The 17,436-nt window shown below is 70.3% G+C and carries 17 protein-coding genes; 11 read left to right on the top strand and 6 right to left on the bottom strand.

Annotation, left to right across the window (positions count from 1 at the left end; translation table 11 throughout):
* Positions 1-137: 137 nt before the first annotated feature.
* Entirely contained in the window at positions 138-1,256 is a 1,119-nt protein-coding gene (locus OV427_RS01295) for a 3-deoxy-7-phosphoheptulonate synthase (protein ID WP_267854288.1), read from the top strand.
* Positions 1,257-1,384: 128 nt separating this feature from the next.
* Here the strand turns inward: OV427_RS01295 and pheA are convergent, their stop codons facing one another.
* The 3 genes from pheA to OV427_RS01280 are packed head-to-tail and all read right to left on the bottom strand — an operon-like array spanning position 1,385 to position 3,790.
* Positions 1,385-2,206 carry a prephenate dehydratase gene (gene pheA / locus OV427_RS01290; RefSeq protein ID WP_267854287.1) on the bottom strand — a complete coding sequence of 274 codons (822 nt, stop codon included), beginning with the start codon at positions 2,204-2,206 and terminating at the stop codon, positions 1,385-1,387.
* Complete coding sequence (locus OV427_RS01285) at positions 2,199-3,335, bottom strand: bifunctional chorismate mutase/prephenate dehydratase (RefSeq protein WP_267854286.1); 1,137 nt, start codon at positions 3,333-3,335, stop codon at positions 2,199-2,201. The genes pheA and OV427_RS01285 overlap by 8 nt, the downstream gene beginning before the upstream one ends.
* Positions 3,332-3,790, bottom strand: a complete 459-nt coding sequence (locus OV427_RS01280; RefSeq protein WP_267854285.1) for a GNAT family N-acetyltransferase — start codon at positions 3,788-3,790, stop codon at positions 3,332-3,334. The genes OV427_RS01285 and OV427_RS01280 overlap by 4 nt, the downstream gene beginning before the upstream one ends.
* A gap of 54 nt (positions 3,791-3,844) precedes the next feature.
* Here OV427_RS01280 and OV427_RS01275 point away from each other — a divergent pair, with 54 nt between their 5' ends.
* The 4 genes from OV427_RS01275 to OV427_RS01260 all read left to right on the top strand — a co-directional run bounded on the left by OV427_RS01275 (position 3,845) and on the right by OV427_RS01260 (position 7,169).
* Positions 3,845-4,417 carry an RNA polymerase sigma factor gene (locus tag OV427_RS01275; RefSeq protein ID WP_267854284.1) on the top strand — a complete coding sequence of 191 codons (573 nt, stop codon included), beginning with the start codon at positions 3,845-3,847 and terminating at the stop codon, positions 4,415-4,417.
* Positions 4,414-5,007: a hypothetical protein gene (locus OV427_RS01270; RefSeq protein WP_267854283.1), complete on the top strand. Its 594-nt coding sequence runs from the start codon at positions 4,414-4,416 to the stop codon at positions 5,005-5,007. Before OV427_RS01275 ends, OV427_RS01270 begins: the two co-directional genes overlap by 4 nt.
* Positions 5,008-5,011: 4 nt before the next feature.
* The gene (locus OV427_RS01265) at positions 5,012-5,608 is read left to right on the top strand and encodes a hypothetical protein (RefSeq protein WP_267854282.1); all 597 of its coding nucleotides are present in this window, start codon (positions 5,012-5,014) and stop codon (positions 5,606-5,608) included.
* A gap of 76 nt (positions 5,609-5,684) precedes the next feature.
* Positions 5,685-7,169, top strand: a complete 1,485-nt coding sequence (locus OV427_RS01260; protein WP_267854281.1) for an amino acid permease — start codon at positions 5,685-5,687, stop codon at positions 7,167-7,169.
* Here the strand turns inward: OV427_RS01260 and OV427_RS01255 are convergent.
* Positions 7,132-7,560: an EVE domain-containing protein gene (locus OV427_RS01255; RefSeq protein ID WP_267854280.1), complete on the bottom strand. Its 429-nt coding sequence runs from the start codon at positions 7,558-7,560 to the stop codon at positions 7,132-7,134. The two genes, OV427_RS01260 and OV427_RS01255, sit on opposite strands and share 38 nt — an antisense overlap.
* 226 nt (positions 7,561-7,786) lie before the next feature.
* On the opposite strand from OV427_RS01255, the gene OV427_RS01250 reads away from it, so the two are divergent.
* Together OV427_RS01250 and OV427_RS01245 are read left to right on the top strand one after the other, a co-directional pair.
* Positions 7,787-8,581, top strand: a complete 795-nt coding sequence (locus OV427_RS01250) for an SDR family NAD(P)-dependent oxidoreductase (protein ID WP_267854279.1) — start codon at positions 7,787-7,789, stop codon at positions 8,579-8,581.
* A gap of 176 nt (positions 8,582-8,757) precedes the next feature.
* Positions 8,758-9,702, top strand: coding sequence for a CPBP family intramembrane glutamic endopeptidase (locus OV427_RS01245; RefSeq protein ID WP_267854278.1), 945 nt, complete (start codon positions 8,758-8,760; stop codon positions 9,700-9,702).
* A 41-nt stretch (positions 9,703-9,743) separates the two neighbouring features.
* Here OV427_RS01245 and OV427_RS01240 read toward each other — a convergent pair whose 3' ends face one another.
* The gene (locus OV427_RS01240; protein ID WP_267854277.1) at positions 9,744-11,780 is read right to left on the bottom strand and encodes an amylo-alpha-1,6-glucosidase; all 2,037 of its coding nucleotides are present in this window, start codon (positions 11,778-11,780) and stop codon (positions 9,744-9,746) included.
* Positions 11,781-12,379: 599 nt separating this feature from the next.
* On the opposite strand from OV427_RS01240, the gene OV427_RS01235 reads away from it, so the two are divergent.
* Positions 12,380-12,622 (top strand): hypothetical protein, encoded by a 243-nt coding sequence (locus tag OV427_RS01235; protein WP_267854276.1) that lies wholly within the window; start codon positions 12,380-12,382, stop codon positions 12,620-12,622.
* A gap of 1,007 nt (positions 12,623-13,629) precedes the next feature.
* Here the strand turns inward: OV427_RS01235 and OV427_RS01230 are convergent.
* Positions 13,630-13,830 (bottom strand): hypothetical protein, encoded by a 201-nt coding sequence (locus OV427_RS01230; RefSeq protein WP_267854275.1) that lies wholly within the window; start codon positions 13,828-13,830, stop codon positions 13,630-13,632.
* Positions 13,831-14,200: 370 nt separating this feature from the next.
* Between OV427_RS01230 and OV427_RS01225 the strand changes: the two genes are divergently transcribed.
* From OV427_RS01225 to OV427_RS01215, 3 genes are all read left to right on the top strand, one after another.
* Positions 14,201-14,773 carry a polysaccharide biosynthesis/export family protein gene (locus OV427_RS01225; protein WP_324290048.1) on the top strand — a complete coding sequence of 191 codons (573 nt, stop codon included), beginning with the start codon at positions 14,201-14,203 and terminating at the stop codon, positions 14,771-14,773.
* 65 nt (positions 14,774-14,838) lie between these two features.
* A complete protein-coding gene (locus OV427_RS01220; RefSeq protein WP_267854273.1) occupies positions 14,839-15,987 on the top strand; it encodes a hypothetical protein in 1,149 nt (382 codons plus the stop codon).
* A gap of 14 nt (positions 15,988-16,001) precedes the next feature.
* The gene (locus OV427_RS01215) at positions 16,002-17,429 is read left to right on the top strand and encodes a GumC family protein (RefSeq protein ID WP_267854272.1); all 1,428 of its coding nucleotides are present in this window, start codon (positions 16,002-16,004) and stop codon (positions 17,427-17,429) included.
* Positions 17,430-17,436 lie beyond the last annotated feature (7 nt).

Genomic DNA, 17,436 nt, shown 5'->3' with positions numbered 1-17,436 from the left:
GAGCCTCACGAAGGGGGCCCGGGGTGTCAGTCTGGACATGTGGACGCGACGGCCCCTTCTGGGGTGTTACACCCCGCGCGGCCTGATGCGTTATTCTTCACGGCAGGTACGACAACGCCGCGCGGGAGAATCAAAAGATGATCGTCATGCTCGAACCGGACTCGCCTGAGTCCGTCGTGTCCGCCGTCCTCAAGGTCGCTTCGCAGTACAAGGGAGTGACCCCTCGGGCGCATGTCATGGAGGGCGCCGAGTACACGGTCACCGAGGTGTATCTGCTCGGCTCCACCGCGCAGGTCCCCACCGAGCCCTTCGAGCAGATTCCGGGCGTTCGCCAGGTCGTCCGGGTGTCGCAGAAGTACCGCGTCATCGGCCGGCACAAGGGCCAGGTGGCCTCGTCTGGCTTCGACTACAACGGCGTCACCTTCGACGAGAAGTCGGTGCAGCTGTTCGCGGGTCTGTGCGCCGTGGACAACCGGGAGAACGTCGACACGATGATGGCCGCGCTCGCGAAGTGCGGCATCAAGACCACGCGCATGGGCGCGTACAAGCCCCGCACCAACCCCTACGAGTTCCAGGGCCTGGGCGCCGCGTGTCTCCCGTGGGTATTCGAATCCGCCGGCAAGCACGGCATCAAGGTCATCGCGATGGAGGTGACGCACCCGCGCCACATCGACGAGATTCGCGACGCGCTGGAGCGCTCGGGCAACGCCACCGGTGTCATGCTCCAGGTGGGCACGCGCAACGCGCAGAACTTCGAGCTGCTCAAGAGCATCGGGCAGCAGCGCACCTTCCCCGTGCTCTTCAAGCGCGGCATGGGCATCACGCTCGAGGAGTCCCTCAACGCGTGCGAGTACGTGGCGAGCGAAGGCAACCCGAAGATCGTCTTCTGCCTCCGCGGCGTGAAGACGCACCTGGGCGACCCGCACCGCAACATGGTGGACTTCGCCCACGTGCCGGTGGTGCGGCGGCTCACGCGCATGCCCGTGTGCGTGGACCCCTCGCACGCCGTCGGCCAGGCGGCCGCTTCGCCGGACGGGCTGCCGGACATCTTCCACGCCATCGGCCAGGGGCTCATCGCCGGTGCGTCCATGGTGTTGGTGGACTTCCACCCGCATCCGGAGGCCGCCCTGTGTGACGGCCCGCAGGCCCTGCGCCTGGAGCAGCTCCCCGCGCTCCAGAACTACACGCGCATCATCCGCGACGCGTACGTGGCCGCCGTGAAGAACGGCGACGGCAGCAAGCCCGCCGCGTCCTGAGCCTCACGGGCGTGAGGCCTCACGCGAGTGGGGCCCACGCCGCACCGTCGCCGCCCTGAAGGGCGGTGGCGAAGGCACGCCGACCGTTTGCTGAAGGGCACGGCCGTGCGGCCCCGAAGCCTGGGGCGTCACGCCACGCCGTAGCTGCCGAGCACCCGCAGGGTGATGCAGGCGCCCTGGGCGGCCTCCACCGCCTCGCGCACCCGCGGTTCCTCCAGCGCGCCGTCCACGTCCATGCACCAGACGTATTCCCATGCGCGGCGCTGCGGCCGGGACTCCAGCCGCGCCACGTTGAGCCCGCGCGAGGAGAAGGCGCTCAGCACCCGGTACAGTGCGCCGGCCGTGTTCTCCACCGTGAAGGCCAGCGCCGTCTTCCGCCGCGTCCACGTGCGCTCGGGCGCCGGGCCCAGGGTGACGAAGCGCGTGTGGTTGTCCGGCGAGTCCTCCACGCCCACGTCCAGCACCGCCAGCCCGTACAGCTCCGCCGCCATCCGGCTGGCGATGGCCGCCGTGCGGGGCGGGGCCTCCTCGGCCACCCGGCGCGCGGCGATGGCGGTGTTCGTCTCCGGCAGCGGGAGGATGCCGCGCCTGCGCAGGTAGCCCGCGCACTGCGCCAGCGCCTGCGGATGCGACAGCACCCGCTCGATTCCGTCCAGCGTCCGCCCCGGCGGCGCGAGCAGGCAGTGGCGGATGCGCAGCGACAGCTCGCCCGTAATCTGCAGGTCGTGCTCCAGCAGCAGGTCCACGTTCTCCGCGACGGGGCCGCCGAGGCTGCTCTCCACCGGCACCACGCCGCCCTGCACGCGTCCTTCCGCCACGGACTCGAAGACGGCGCGGAAGGTGAGGACGGGGACGGACTCCACCTGCGGGCCGTGCAGCGCGCGCACGGCTTCCTCGCCGTAGGCGCCGTGCTCTCCCTGGAAGGCGATGCGGCGTTTCGGCTCAGCCATGGGGGCCCTCCGCGCGCGGGTACGTGCCCAGCACGCGCAGGGACGAGGTCAGCGGGCGGATGTCGTCCAGGGCCGCCATCAGCGGCGCCGAGGCCGCGTGGCCCTCCACGTCCAGGTAGAAGCGGTACTGCCACGGCTGGCCCGGAATGGGGCGCGACTCCAGCTTGCTCACGTTGACGCCGCGCAGGGTGAGCCGCTGCAGCATCTCCCCCAGCGTCCCCGGCTTGTGCTCCAGCACCATCAGCAGCGACGTCTTGCACGGCACGCCCGGCGCCAGCGGCGTGGCCTCGCGGCCCACCTCCACGAAGCGCGTGTAGTCCGACCCGGGCTGCAGGTCTCGGGCGAGCACCTCCAGCCCGAAGCGCTGTGCCGCCGTCTCGCTGGCGATGGCCGCCACCGTCGGGTCATTGCGCTCGCGCACCTTCTGCGCCGCGCCGCCCGTGTCCGCGTCCGGCACCGCCCGCGCCCAGGGCACCTTCGCGCGCAGGAACGTCGCGCACTGGGCCAGCGCCTGCGGGTGGGAGAGCACCTCGCGCAGCGACTCCAGCTTCGCGCCCGGCAGCCCCAGCAGCCGGTGGTCCACCTGGCTCACCAGTTCCGCGGTGATGACCACGCCGCCCTCGGCGAGCAGGTCATACGTCTCGTTCATGCTGCCCGCGGTGGTGTTTTCAATGGGCAGCAGCACCAGGTCCTGCTCGCCGCGGCGCAGGGCCTCCATGACCTCGCGGGACGCGTCGAAGCCCGTGAGCAGCACGCCACCGGGCCGCTTCGCGTAGCGCTCTCGCGCGGCCAGGTGGCTGTAGGAGCCCTCGACGCCCGGGTAGCCCACGCGCAGAGGCGTGGTGTCCAGCCGGGTGACGAGCGCCTGCTGCCGCGCCACCGACATGTCGATGAACAGGCGCCAGATGCGCTCCACCTCGTGCGGGTCCAACCCGTGCTCGGCGGCGCGGGTGCGGATGCGGCGCAGGAGCAGGTCCTCGCGGCGCTGGTCTCGGAAGGGCGCCGCCGCGGCCAGCTTCGTCCGCGCCACGTCGTCCGCCAGGTCCATGCGCCGCCGGAGGGCATCGAGGATTTCCTCGTCGATGTTCTCGATGGCGACGCGCACTGCCTCCAGGTCGGGGATGGTCATCGAGAAGACTCCAGGGTCCGCCACATGAAGAGATGCAGTCCGATGCCGGGAAGCTCGAAAGCGTCCCCCTTCTGCGAGAAGCCGAGCGAGCGGTAGAAGCCCGTGGCCGTCGCGCGGGCGTTGCACCATGCCAGGGTGCCGCCCTGGCCCCGGGCGTGCTCCATGCAGGCCCGCAGGAGGGCGGCGCCATGGCCGGAGCCCCGCAGGGTGGGGTCCACCGCCATGCCCCGCAGGCGCCACGCCGTGGTGGTGCGAAGGGCGTCCGGTGGCGGCTCCCGGTAGACGGAGGCCACCCCCACGAGGCGGCTGGCCGCATACGCGCCCAGGTGGACGGTGTCGAGGTCCTCATCCCCGGGGTAGACGACCATGTTGGGCGACTGGTGGGGGCGGAGCACGGCGTGGCGGAGGGGACGGGTCTCCACGGCGGGAATGCGGCGGATTTCAGGGGCACTCACGGATTCGAGTATGCCGGTTTCCCCGCCCGTGCGTCCTCATTCGCGTGGAAGTCGATGGGAGGTCGTTTCACCGTGAAGGGCACCGCCATCCTGGACGAGCCGACGAGCCCGCCGCGCGCCACGGCCGCGCGGGACTTCGACGCGCTCCTGGAGGCGGAGCAGGGCGGGCTGCTGCGCCTCGCCCGGAGGCTGGTCTGGGACGGGGAGGAGGCGAGGGACCTGGTGCAGGCCACCCTGGCGGACGCGTACGAGAAGCGCCACGCCCTGCGGGACGTGAAGGCCGGCCCCGCGTGGCTGCGCAGCATCCTGGTGTCCCGCGCCATGGGCCACCTGCGCCGGCGCCGGGTGTGGACGCTCGTGCGCGAGGCGCTCGACTTCGGGCCTTCACATGACCTCTCCCCGGAAGAGCACTTCGCCGGTGCCGAGCGCTGGCGCAGCTTCGGCCGCGCGCTGCGGACGCTCCCCGCGCAGCAGGCCACCGCCTTCACCCTCCGCTACCTGGAGGGACTGGATTTGGACTCCATCGCCGGAGCCATGCGCATTGGCCGGGGCACCGTCCGCATCCACCTCTACCGCGCCCTCAAGAAGCTGAAGGCCGCCGACGCCCTGGAAGGAGACACCCCATGAGATGCCACGACGCGGCCGCCGCCCTCATGGAGGAAGGCCGCTCCCCCGAGCTGCGGGCCCACCTGGAGACCTGCGCCGAGTGCCGGGCCCTGGCCGCCCTCCACGCCTCCGCCTCCGCGCTGCACCTGCCGTCGCCTCCAGCGCTGCCCCCCATTCCCCGCGACGCCGTGCTGGGCGAGGTGCGCCGCCGTGTCATCCGCCGCCGCGCCGCCGCCGGGGCCGTGGCGTCCCTGTGCCTGGCCGGGCTGGTGCTGTGGACGCGCCCCTCCGTGCCGGTGCTGGATGAGGGGACGGCTCCCGAATATTCCGACGAGGTGCCCGCGCCCCGGGCCGAGCTGGGCATGACGGGCCAGCCTCGTGAGGATGTGTTTTCCGAGGAGGCCCCCGCCCGTGCCGTGCTCGCGGGGCGGGGCTCCCTGATGAACCTGATGGGCGAGGTGCGCGGCTACACGCGCCGCGACCTGGTGGTCCACGACGAGGCGTACCGGTCCTACGGAACGCTCGCCGCGTGGCTGCGCCCTCCCGACTCCCGCGCGCTGGAAACCCCGCCGTTCCGAACGGCGGTCTTGACTCTCTATCCTCAGGAGTGAAGCGATGAAGACCCGCGTTTCGAAGCTGTGGAGCACCACCGTGGCCGCACTGCTGCTGGCGGCACCCGCGCTGGCCCGGGCGCAGGCGGACGACGAGGACGTGGTCGTCCAGACTCCCGGGCCTGGCGGGCACAGGACGCTGGTGCTCAAGGGAGGGCCTTCGGCGATGCCGCTGGGCCCGCTGCCCATGGCCGCCAACGGCATCCCCCCGCACCTGGTGGAGAAGCTGGGCGTGCCGCGCGACGTGGCGCAGAAGATCAAGGACCTCTCCTTCGAGTCCAACGATGCGCTGATTCCCCTCGAAGCGGACCTGAAGCGCGCCCAGCTCCGGCTGGAGCGCCTGCTGAGCGCGCCCACGCCGGACGAGCGCGCCATCCTCACCCAGTCCGAGGAGGTGGGCCGCGCGGAGACGGCGGTGCGCCGCAACCGCCTGTCGCTGATGGTGCAGATCAAGAAGCTGCTGGGGCCGGACCTCTGGCAGAAGCTGGAGGCGGAGATGGGGCCCATGCGCGTCGAGAAGCGCATCGAGATTCGCCGGGACGCTCCCGGGGAGGCGGGAGAGGCGCGCCCGGGTACCCCGCCGCCGCCTCGCAAGCCGTAGCGTTCCGGACAGACGCGGGCCCGGGAGGCTGTCCCCTCCAAGGTCTCACCCCCGGGCCCGCGTATCCTCGCGCGCCATGGCCACCACTCCGGACCGTGAGCGCCAGCTCGAGGAGGATGCCGCCCAGCTCCAGCGGCTGGGGTACGCGCAGCAGTTGCTGCGCGACATGGGCGGCTTCTCCAACTTCGCCGTCTCCTTCTCCATCATCTCCATCCTCACCGGCGCGGTGACGCTGTATGGCCACGGGCTGCGCTTCGGCGGGCCCTTCGTCATGGGCGTGGGCTGGCCGCTGGTGGCGGTGATGACGCTCGCGGTGGCGGCGAGCCTCGCGCAGCTCGCCTCGTCCTTCCCCACGGCGGGCGCGCTCTACCACTGGTCCGCCATGCTCGGCGGGCCCCGGGTGGGCTTCTTCACCGCGTGGCTCAACACGGTGGGCCAGTTCGCGATTACCGCCGGCATCGACTACGGGCTGGCTGAGTTCCTCGCGGACATGCTCGGCCTGTCCCGCGAGCGCGGGGACGTGCTGCCGCTGTACGCCGCCATCCTCGTCTCCCACGCGGTGCTCAACCACGTGGGCGTGCGCGTGGTGGCGTGGCTCAACGACTTCTCCGCCTGGTACCACCTCGTTGGCGTGGCGGTGCTCATCGGCGCGCTCGCCGCGCTGGCGCCGAGGCAGGACGCCGCCTTCCTCCTCACCCGAGTCAGCGCGGAGAGCCCCTCCTGGTACGCGTACGGCTTCCTCATCGGCCTCTTGCAGGCGCAGTGGACCTTCACCGGCTACGACGCCAGCGCCCACATCTCCGAGGAGACGAGAGACCCCACGCGCAACGCGCCCTGGGGCATCTTCCTGTCCGTGGCCGTCAGCGCCGTGGTGGGCTACGTGCTGCTGGGCGCGGTGACGCTGGCCATCCACGATTTGCCCGCCGCCGTCGCCGCACCCAATCCGTTCCTGTACGTGCTGACGAACGCGCTGGGCCCGGCCATCGGTGGCGCGCTGGTGTGGGTGGCCATTGGCGCCATGTGGTTCTGTGGGCTGTCGTCGGTGACGTCCAACTCGCGCATGCTGTTCGCCTTCGCGCGGGACAACGGGCTGCCCGGCTCGCGGTGGCTGAAGCACGTGTCGCCGCGCTTCAGGAGTCCGTCCGTGGCGGTGTGGGTGTCCGTCGTGGCCGCCTTCGTCGTGGCGCTGTGGGCGCAGGCGTACGCGGCCATGGTGGCGCTGAGCACGCTGGCGCTCTACGCGTCATATGCGCTGCCCATCTGGGTGGGCTGGCGGGCGCGCCGCTCCGGGACGTGGGCCCACCAGGGTCCTTGGGATCTGGGCCGCGCGTCGCCCTGGGTCAACGCGGTGGCGCTCGCCTGGTGCGCCGTCATCATGGTGCTCTTCGTGCTGCCGCCCAACCAGCTCGCCGGCTACACCTTCGCCGGCGCGCTGGTGCTGCTGGGGCTTTACTGGGGACTGGTGCAGCGGCACACCTTCAAGGGGCCCCAGGTGACGCTGCTGCGGCCCCCGTCGGCACGGGCTACTTCGGAAGCGCGGTCTTCCCCATCTTCAGGATGAGCTTGAAGTGCTCCGCGGTGACGGGCACCACGCTGATGCGGCTGCGGGTGAGGAGCTGGCAGTCCTTCAGCGCGGGCGTGGCCTTGAAGGTCGCCAGGTCCACGGGTTGCTTCAGCGCGACGGCGGGGCCCACGTCCACGGAGGCCCAGTCCTCGCCCGGCGCGGTGGGGTCCGGGCCGGCGGCGGCGAGCACCTTCGCCACGGCCACCACGGCCTTGCCCTCGTTCGAGTGGTAATAGAGGCACAGGTCGCCGGGCTTCATCGCCCGCAGGTTGTTGCGCGCCTCGTAGTTGCGCACTCCGGTCCACTGCGTCTTCCCGTCCTTCTCCAGTTGGGCGTACGGGTAGACAGAGGGCTCGCTCTTGATGAGCCAGTACTGGGGTTTCGCCATGGCGGCGGAACATAGAGCAGGGGAGGGCGCCGGAGGCCAGCGGCGAATGTGTCGCCACGCGCGCGGACGCACCGCACTCCAGGCCCGGGCCGGGGAGCGGACACTCGCGGTGAAAGCGGCGTGCGCGCCCGGAGCTTCCAGGACAGGCTGCGTCCTTCCGCACGGGAGGCGTGCGCCCGGCCCTAGGCCCCGTTAGAGGGTGCGGCCAACTTCGGGAGTGGAACGCATGGACCTGGAACTGAAGGACAAGGTTGCGCTGGTGAGTGGCTCCACGGCGGGCATCGGCCTGGCCATCGCGGAGGCCCTGGCCCACGAGGGCGCGGAGGTCATCGTCAACGGCCGCACGCAGGAGCGCGTGGACGCGGCGCTGAAGGAAATCCGCGGGAAGCAGCCGGGCGCGAAGCTGCGCGGCGTCGCGGGCGACCTGGGGACGCGGGAAGGTGTGGCCCGGATGCTCAAGGAGGTGCCCCGCGTGGACATCCTGGTGAACAACCTGGGCGCGTTCGCGCCGCACCCCTTCGAGGAAATCACCGACGAGGACTGGTTCAGCATCTTCGAAGTGAATGTGATGAGTGGCGTGCGGCTCAGCCGCCACTACCTCAAGGGCATGCGCGAGAAGAACTGGGGCCGCATCCTCTTCATCTCCAGCGAGTCCGGCATCCAGATTCCGGTGGAGATGGTCCACTACGGCGTCACCAAGACGGCGCAGATTGCGCTGGCCCGTGGCATCGCCGAGGGCACGGCGGGGACGAACGTCACGGTGAACTCCATCCTCCCCGGCCCCACGCGCTCGGAGGGCGTGGAGGGCTTCCTGGCGAACCTGTCGCGCCAGCAGGGCGTGGACGTGGCCACGGTGGAGCGCGACTTCTTCAAGAACGCGCGGCCCTCCTCGCTGCTCCAGCGCTTCGAGCGGCCGGAGGAGATTGCCGCGCTGGTGGCCTTCGTGTGCAGCCCGAAGTCCTCCGGCATCAACGGCGCGGCGCTGCGCGTGGACGGCGGCGTGGTGCGCGCCATCGCCTGACGCAGAGCGGGCCGGAGGGCGCCCTGTTCGGAAATGTCGGGGGTCTTGCGGCGGGAAATGTCCCGACATTTCCGAACAGCATGGTGCCGCACCGCTCCCGGGCCTGGCTGGAGTGACGGCGCCCGGGCCGCGTGCGAGCATCGGCGGAACGCCCCGCCACGGAAGCACCCGCGCTCATGGATTCACCGTCCACCTTCCGCCGTGTCCTCCAACATCCCTTCACGCGGCTCGTGCTCTGCGTCGTGCTCTCGGTGGCGCTCGCGCTGCTGCTGCATGGGCTCGGTCAGCTCCTCGGGCTGAAGCGGCATCTGCCCGGCAACCCCGGCGTCCTGCTCTTCTCGGTGTTCAACGCCACCGGGGTCCTGCTGGCGATGTGGCTGGTGGAGTGGGGCCTCGGCCGTCGCACGCTCGCGCAATTGGGGCTGGGGCGGCACCGCGCGGTGCGTGACTTCGGCAGGGGCCTGCTGCTGGGCCTGGCGTTGCTCAGCACGGTGGTCGGCATCCTGGCGCTGGCCGGCTGGTACCACCTGGTGGAAGGCCCTCCGGAGACCTTCCAGGACGAGGCCCGGGATGCGCTCTGGTGGGCGGCCATCTTCACGGCGGCGGGCTTCTTCGAGGAGGTGGCCTTCCGGGGCATCGCCTTCCGGCTGCTGGAGGAGTGGCTGGGCTCGGCCTCGGCGCTGGTCATCAGCAGCGCGTTCTTCGGCCTCGTCCACGGCATGAATCCGAATGCCACCTGGTTCGCCACGCTGGCGATTGCCCTGGAGGCGGGCGTGCTCCTGGCTGCGGCGTACATGCTGACCCGCTCGCTGTGGTTCGCCACCGGCGTGCACGTCGCCTGGAACTGGACCCAGGGCGCGCTCTTCGGTGTCGCCGTCTCGGGCACGGACGTGGCCTCGTTGCTGGAGAGCCGGACGGAGGGGCCCGCGGCCTGGACGGGAGGCTCCTTCGGCGCGGAGGCGGGCGGCGTGGCGGTGTTGCTGTGCACCACCGCGGGCGTGCTGCTCCTGGTCTACGCGGCGCGCCGGGGGCAGTGGATTCCCTTCCTTCCCCGGCGCCGAGCCCGGCGCGAGGCCGAGGTGCCGGCGCCCGAATCCGCGCCGCCCGGACTTGCGCCGTGACGACGTAGAGGCGGCCCACGCGGTGAGGCGCGGCCCGCCGCTCACGTCACATGCGTCTTCGTGAACACGCGCAGCGCCTCGGCCACGCTCCACGCCTGGGCGATGCAGCCGCGCGGCCGGAAGGGCGCGGTGGCGTCGAAGATTTCGCTGATCTGCCCGATGCCTGTGTGCAGCAGGTGCTCCTCCAGGCCTCGAAGTAGCGCGCGCGCCGCCTGGACGTCCGGGTTCACCTTCAACGTCGCGTCCACGTAGTGGCCGATGAGCCAGCCCCACACTGTGCCCTGGTGGTACGCCGCGTCCCGCGCGCGTAGATCACCGTCGTAGTTCTCCTTGTAGTCCGGATGCCCCGGCGCCAGGCTGCGCAGGCCCACCGGCGTCACCAGGTCGCGCCGCACCACCTCCAGCACGGGTTCCCATCGCTCGCGGTGCAGCACCGGGTGCGTCAGGGAGATGGCGAACACCTGGTTGGGGCGGATGGCCGTGTCCTCCTTCGCATGCTCGCCGTCCACCACGTCGAAGAGACACTGGAGCTTCTCGTTCCAGAAGCGGCGGTTGAAGCTGCCGTGGGCCTTCTCCGCCGCCGCGAGGTAGGGCCGCGCGTCGTGTCCCAGCCGCTCCGCCCAGGTGGCCATCAGCCGCAGGGCGTTGAACCACAGGGCGTTGATCTCCACCGCCTTGCCCCGCCGTGGCGTCACCACCCAGCCATCCACCTTCGCGTCCATCCACGTGAGCTGGTAGCCGTCCGCGCCCTGCCGGAGCAGCCCGTCCGCCGGGTCCACGCCGATGTTGAAGCGCGTGCCCTGCTGGTGGTGCTCGATGATGGAGCGCAGCGTGGGGAAGATGTCGCGCAGCAGCACCTCGTCCTTCGTGGACGCCAGGTACCGGTCCACCGCGTGGAAGAACCACAGCGTCGCATCGGCCGTGTGGTAGACGCCCTCGCTCTCGCCGTCGGGGAAGTAGTTGGGGATGAGGCCGTCGCGCACGTAGTGCTGGAAGGTGCGGAGGATGGCGGCCGCCTCGTGGAAGCGGCCCGTGCACAGCGTCAGGCCGTCGAGCGAAATCATCGTGTCCCGGCCCCAGTCGGTGAACCAGTGGTAGCCGGCGATGACGCTGCGCGCGTCCTGGCCCATGGAGCGCGCCCACGCGTCGTCCGCGGAGCGCATCGGGGCGATGATGAACGGGTCTGCTGCCAGCACCAGCCGCGCGGGCACTCCGGTCCGTGCGGCGGGTGGTGCGCGAGCGATGAGCCGTCGCTCACGCTCCAGCTCCAGCGCGAAGACCTCGGTCGGGTCGCGCTCCAGGCAGCTCACGGCGTCCGTGGTGATGCCCAGCGCGAGCGTCTCGCCCGGCGCCACCCTGCAATCGAAGTAGCCCGGGGAGTGCTGCACCTCCGTGTGCTCATACCCCCGTGCCTTCTCCACGCGGTACAGCTGCACGGCGGACGTCTGCTCCAGGCCCACGAAGGGCGAGGCGTGGCTGCCGTACATTCGAAGGCGCACGGGCGGCACGTCGTTCGCAATCCGCAGCTCCACCTGCGAGCCCCTGAGGACGACGGTGGCCTCGAGGTGGCGGGAGGGAATGGGCCTGTCGTGCGGACGGTCCACGGGGAAGGGGCGCAGCCGCAGGGAGACTTCCGGCCCGGAAACGTGCTCCCAGGCGATGAAGACGGTGTTCTCGCCGTGCGTCATCAACAGCTTGCGCCGCAGGCGCGCCGGGCCGAGCTGGTACTCCCAGACGGGAACCAGGCCGTCGAGGTGGAAGCTTCGCAGGTGCAGCGCCCCGTCCTCGTGCGTGGTGCCGTCCGCGCGCTCCTCGGAGTCGAGCCGGTACGTCTTCCCGCCCACGTCCGCGTGCTCCACCAGCCGGGCCAGCAGCACCGTGCGGCCGCGCTTCTCCAGGGTGGGGATGAACAGGCCGTGGTAGCGGCGCGTGTTGCAGCCCACCAGCGTGCCGGACGCGTAGCCGCCGCGGCCGTTGGTGATGAGCCACTCGTTGTGCAACTCCTCGATGAAGTCCGGGCCTTCGGGCCACTCGAAGCCGAGGCGGGGGAGGGCAGGGGAGAGGTGGTCCGGAGTCACGCTGTCTTCTCCTCGGTGCTCGTCAGCACCCACGCAGTCTGCCCGGGGAGGTGTACCCTTCCCTTCCCGGGAATGGGTGGAGTGCCTGTGTCGCCTTGGCGGGCATGCTCACTGGACAGCAGATGGCGCCAGTTCTTTCCCGCCGGGGGCGTCACCAGCGACTCCGGGCACGGGTGGAGATGTCCATCGCCGGGAGGTTGCGCGCCGAGGCTGAGCTGGATGGCAGTGTCCCGCAACCGTCGTCCTCCGCGCTTACACGCGCCGAGGCGACGTTGTGCATGCGTTGACCGCAAGGAAAGGACCGGGAGTCGTGGCCCGCCGGGCTCCCGCGTGCGGGCAGGCAGGGGAAGCGCGAATAGAATCGGCTGTTTCCCAGGCTGTGCATGCCAGCGGCGCCTGGAAGTCGAGCAGGGAGGTGGGCGTCCATCTGTCTGATGGAGCGCATTGTAGGGTCGCCGTGTTTCAAGCCGCCCCCGCGTCGCGCGAGACGGTGGGGCGACTGCTGGAGAAGAAGCCTCAAGCGCGCGGATACCCTCAAACGCTCACGTCGCTGTTAGCGTCCGCCTGCATACTGGCGCTGAACTTTGCGGAGGCCGGCGATGCACTGGCGGATTGCTGGAGGGCTTCTGCTGTCGCTGTGCATGGCGACAGGTTGCCCGCACTCCGTTTCAAAGGAGGGCTTCACCAATCGCGCGATGCGCGCGGACATCCGTGACCGGGTCGTTCAAGAATGCCCCGACCAGATCTTCAATCTCTACTGTACGAATGACCGCCACACGACCCGGGGATGTATCGAGCAATGTGCCGCGGCCATCAGCGCTCAAGAAGAAGAGGATGAATGAGAGCGCGTGCACTCGCAGGCGTCATCGCGGCTTTTCTGTTGCCGCTGCCTCTGGTGCTGCTGGTGCTCAGCCTCAGGTTTCCGGAGCTTTGGGAGCCCCGCACGCGGGATACGCGCATCAGCCCCGTCCTGGGCTCCGAGGAGAAGATTCGGCTCGACTCGTACCGGCGTGACTGCCGGAACAGCTCGGAGTGCGAGGTGCCACTGGGGTGTCTGGAAGACATCCGTTCCAGGACCACGTACTGCACGGACAGCCAATGCACCGCGGACTCGCAGTGCCCGGACGGGCAGGTGTGCCGCGGCGTGCCCACCCGGAGCAGCGGTCCCCTGGTGCGCCTCTGCATTCAGGTGGGCGTACGCCAGGAAGGGCAGCGCTGCTGGCAGGTTCCGCCCGACAAGGAGTCCGCGTGCGGCGCGGGGCTGCTATGCGGTGGTGAAGGCTGGTGCGCGCGGCCCTGCCAGATGCAAGACGCCGCCGGCTGCCCGATGGGCTTCTTCTGCGCGGACGTAGCGCCGGAGCCGGTCTGCCTGCCCACATGTCTGGGGCGGCCCTGCCCGGAGGGCCAGCAGTGCGTGCGGTACAAAGACGGAGCCTCGTCCTGTGCGCGGGTCTACGGGCCTTCCTGCCAGGATGATGCTTCTTGCGCCGAGTGTGTCGTGGCTGCCTTCCCGCAGCATCCGGGCGAGGTGTGGATGGAGTGCGTCCATCCTTGTGGCGAACAGGATCTCCCGCCATGTCCTGAGGGAAGTGCCTGCCATATCGGCCGGTGCTCCCCCAGCTGCGACCGCGAGGTGTCCGACTCCTGCGCCACGGGCTTCTACTGCGCGCGGCCCTGGGCGGGGCAATCCTCTGTCTGCGAGCCGGAATGGAAGCGGCGCAGGTGAAGACGGCTCTCCGTTCGGAGGGCAGCCGAGCCAGAGGCAGTCCGCCCACGTAGCCGCTCAGCGCCACAAACGAAAAGGGGCCCGGTCTCTTCTACAGAGACCGGGCCCCGACTCCTGGAAAATCTACGCCTGCTTCGCCACGCCACCGGTCGGCGCCGCTGCCGTCGCCTTGCCGTTGAGCAGCGAGCTGCTCGCGTAGAGGGCCAGTCCCACCACTCCCAACACCGCTGCTTCCATATGAGACGCGAACGACACTCCCATCAACGTCATGGCCCCAGTGCCCATCGCGAACGCCGCCGCCACCGCCCCCGCCGCCTTCCTCATCTGCCTGTCTCCCGGGCCCCCCGGCCCCTGTTGTGTGTACCGTGTTGCCTCGCCCGTCTTCCCTATCAAGCCGCGTGCCACGCACGGCACGTGTGGAATGGGAAGGCGTGTGGCCCGGGGTGGGTAAACCTCTTCTCTGATCTGACCCCTCCCTGCAGAAATCACTGGATGGGACGCCGGTACGATGCCGGAAAAATTTCCTGGAGCGGGGGACCTCTCCAGGTGGGGCACTTCGTAACCCACGACGATCCATGGACTTTCCCTTCCCACGTCGCGTGGCACACCCGCTGCTATGGGACTGCCGCCGGAAGCGTGGCGCACGAGACTTCGAGGCCACGTGCGAGACATCCGCAGCGAGGGAGAGCAGACGATGGGCAAGACGAGCGCGGGGTTCTGGACGGTGTTGGGCGTGATGCTCCTGGCGGGCTGTGCCCACCAGCCGAATGTGAAGGTGGACAACTCGGAGCAGCCCTACCGGATTGGTCGTGAGGACGTGCTGGACATCGCCGTGTGGCGGGATCCGGAGCTGTCGCGGACGCTGCCGGTCCGTCCCGACGGCTTCATCTCCATGCCGATGGTGGGCGAGCTCCAGGCCGCGGGCAAGACGCCCACGGAGCTGGCCGAGGCCCTGAAGCACAGCCTGCAGCCGTACGTGCAGGAGCCCCGCGTGACGGTGATTGTCCGCGAGGTGAACAGCAGCCGGGTGTTCGTCACCGGTGAGGTCCACAACCCCGGCGCCTATCCGCTCCGGGGTCGCGTGTCCCTCCTGCAAGCCATTGCGCTCGCGGGCGGCTTCACGGACTTCGCCAACTCGGACGGCATCGTCGTCATCCGCACCGACTCCAACGGCGGCCAGATTCCGGTGCGCTACAGCGACCTGATTTCGCCCGACGGTGGCCAGGAGCTGTTCCTGCGGCCGGGTGACACCATCGTCGTGCCGTGAAGGGTGACAGAGGTCTGGGCGTCGTGGTTCGGGACGGTGGGTGGCGTGTGGGACGGAGGGCGACGGTGAAGGGCAACTGGAAGAAGTGGCTGCTCACGGGCCTGATGCTCGTCGCGCCAGCCGCACGGGGCGCGGCGGTGTGGGAGCCGAAGGTGCGGCTGACCGCCGAGGAGCGCTACGACGACGACTTGCGGCTGGGGGATGGCGCGGCCGGCGGCCAGCTGATGACGAAGCTGACCCCGCGGCTGGGTGTGGAAGGGGGAGACGGGCGGCTGAAGCTGGACGGCTTCTACGCGGCGGACCTCCTCATGCGGCACGGCTCCGGCAAGGTGACGCTGGACCACCGCGCGGGGCTCGAGGCCCACCACGTGCTGACGCGCCGGCTGAAGGTGGACTCGGCCGTCCGGGTGTTCCGCGTGACGGACCCGTCCTCCCTGCCGCGTGACGGCCTGGCGCGCTCGACGTCGCCCACGTTCTTCGCCCAGGCGAACCTGAGCGCCACGGCGCGCGCCACGGAGCGGCTGGACGTGCGCGCCGGCTACAAGTTCGAGGCGGTGCGCATCCTCGAGTCGGGGCAGCAGGCGGGCTACGCCCACACCCCGTCACTGGAGGCCTGGTACCGCTCCACGCGGCGGCTGAGCCTGGGCCTGGAGTACCGGTACCAGGGCTTCCTCTACCAGGGGGAACTGGCCCAGGCGCACGGGGTGGCGGCGGGCCTGCGCTACCGGCTGACGCGACCCACGACGCTGCTCGTCCGAGCGGGCCCGGTGCACTACGTGGGAGCGAATGGCATCGAGCGCGGCTGGGTGCCGCGCGTGACTCTGGAGTTGCAGCGGGAAGGCGAGCTGCTCGACGTGGGCGTGGCGGTGGGTCACGACCTGGTGGGCGCGAGCGGCTTCGCCAACGCGGTGTGGGCGGACTACGCGTCGCTGATTCTGGCGCGACGTTTCACGCAGCGGTTCAACGCCTTCGGCGCGGCCAGCTTCTTCCGTAACGGCCGTGCGCCGGACCAGGAGTGGGGCGTCTTCAGCGGTTCGCCGCTGGTGTCGCAGGGGTATGCCTTGAGTGGTGGGGTGGAGTACCGCATCAACCGGCGCGTTTCCGCGCAGGGGGCGGTGGACAGGATTGCTCAGGTGGGTGTGGCGGAAACGGCGGGCGCGGCGGACCTGACGCGCAATGTCTTCGCCGTCCGACTGGTGGTGACGCCTTGGTAGCTACAGCGAGAGGGATGGAGGAGGAGCGGAACATGGAGCGAGGGATGACGGCGGACCAGCTGCTGGCTGCCCTGTGGCGCCGCAAGGCCTTGGTGGGAGCCATCGCAGCGGCCGTTTTCGCGGTGGGCGCGGCCATCGTGATGACGCGGCCGAGCATGTACGACGCGTCGGTGGTGGTCCGCGTGGAGCCGCAGCGGCCGGGCGAGGAGATGGTGCAGCGCACGGTGAGCGAGCTCATCGAACAGCGGCTGCTCACGGTGCGGCAGGAGCTGCTCGCCCGCCCCGTGCTGCAGAAGGCCATCGAGGAGATGAACCTCTACCCGGACATCGTGTCCGAGAAGGGCATGGAGTCCGCGGTCGCCCAGATGCGCAAGGACCTCACGGTGCGCGTGGAGGGTGACACGGCCTTCGAGCTCACCTACTCCAACCGCGACCCGCAGGTGGCCGCGCAGGTGGCCAACCGGCTGCCGGACATCTTCTCCGCGGAGACGCTGAAGATCCGCCAGACGCAGGCCGCGCGTGCCACGGAGCTGTTCAACGATGAGATGGTCAACCTGGGCGGCGCCGTCTCGTCCTGGGAGCGCAAGATCTCCCAGTTCAAGGTGGACCACCTGGGCGAGCTGCCCGAGCAGATGGAGATGAACATGCGCGGCCTGGAGCGCGTGTCCCAGCTCATGCAGACCAAGTCCGAGGAGCTGCGCGCCGCCGAGGCCCGCCGCTCCGACCTGGCCCGCGCCCGCAACGCGGTGGACAGCGAGGCCGGCCGGCTCGAGGCCGCGGAGAACGGCCTCACCCGCGCCCTGGTCAACGCCCGCACCCAGTGGACGGATGACCACCCTGAAATCAAGCGGCTGTCCTCGGAGCTCGACACCATGACGAACAAGCGCAAGGACGCGGAAGGCCGGCTGTGGGCCGAGCGCGCCGAGCGCACCCGGGTGGCCCAGCTCATCGAGTCCGTCCAGAAGGACATCGTCGACCTGCAGAAGCAGGCCGAGGTCTACCAGTCGCGGCTCACCAACACCCCGCGCTGGGCGCACGAGCTGGCGGTGATGAACCGCGACTACGAAATCACCCGCACCAAGTACCAGAGCGTGGTGAGCCGCAAGGTGGAGGCCGAGCTGGCGCAGGAGCTGGAGGCCAAGAGCGCCAAGAGCCTCTTCAACGTCATCTCCCCGGCCGGCGTGCCGGGGGTTCCGGCCCGGCCGGACCGCATGACGGGCATGCTCGTCGCGCTGCTGGTCGCCCTCGGCCTGGGTGTCCTCACCGGCGCGGTGCTCGAGATGCGCGACGACAGCCTGCGCGATGGCAGCGAGGTGCGTGAGCGCCTCACCCTGCCGGTGCTGGCGGTGGTCCCGGATATGCAAGGCAAGACGGAGCGGCGGATTCTGATGCCGGCTTCGGGGGCTCGAAACAGCGTGTCTTCCCCCACGTCGTTGAACTGAGTCGCCG

Source organism: Pyxidicoccus sp. MSG2, assembly GCF_026626705.1.
Lineage (GTDB): Bacteria > Myxococcota > Myxococcia > Myxococcales > Myxococcaceae > Myxococcus.
This window is presented reverse-complemented; position numbering and strand designations above follow the sequence as displayed.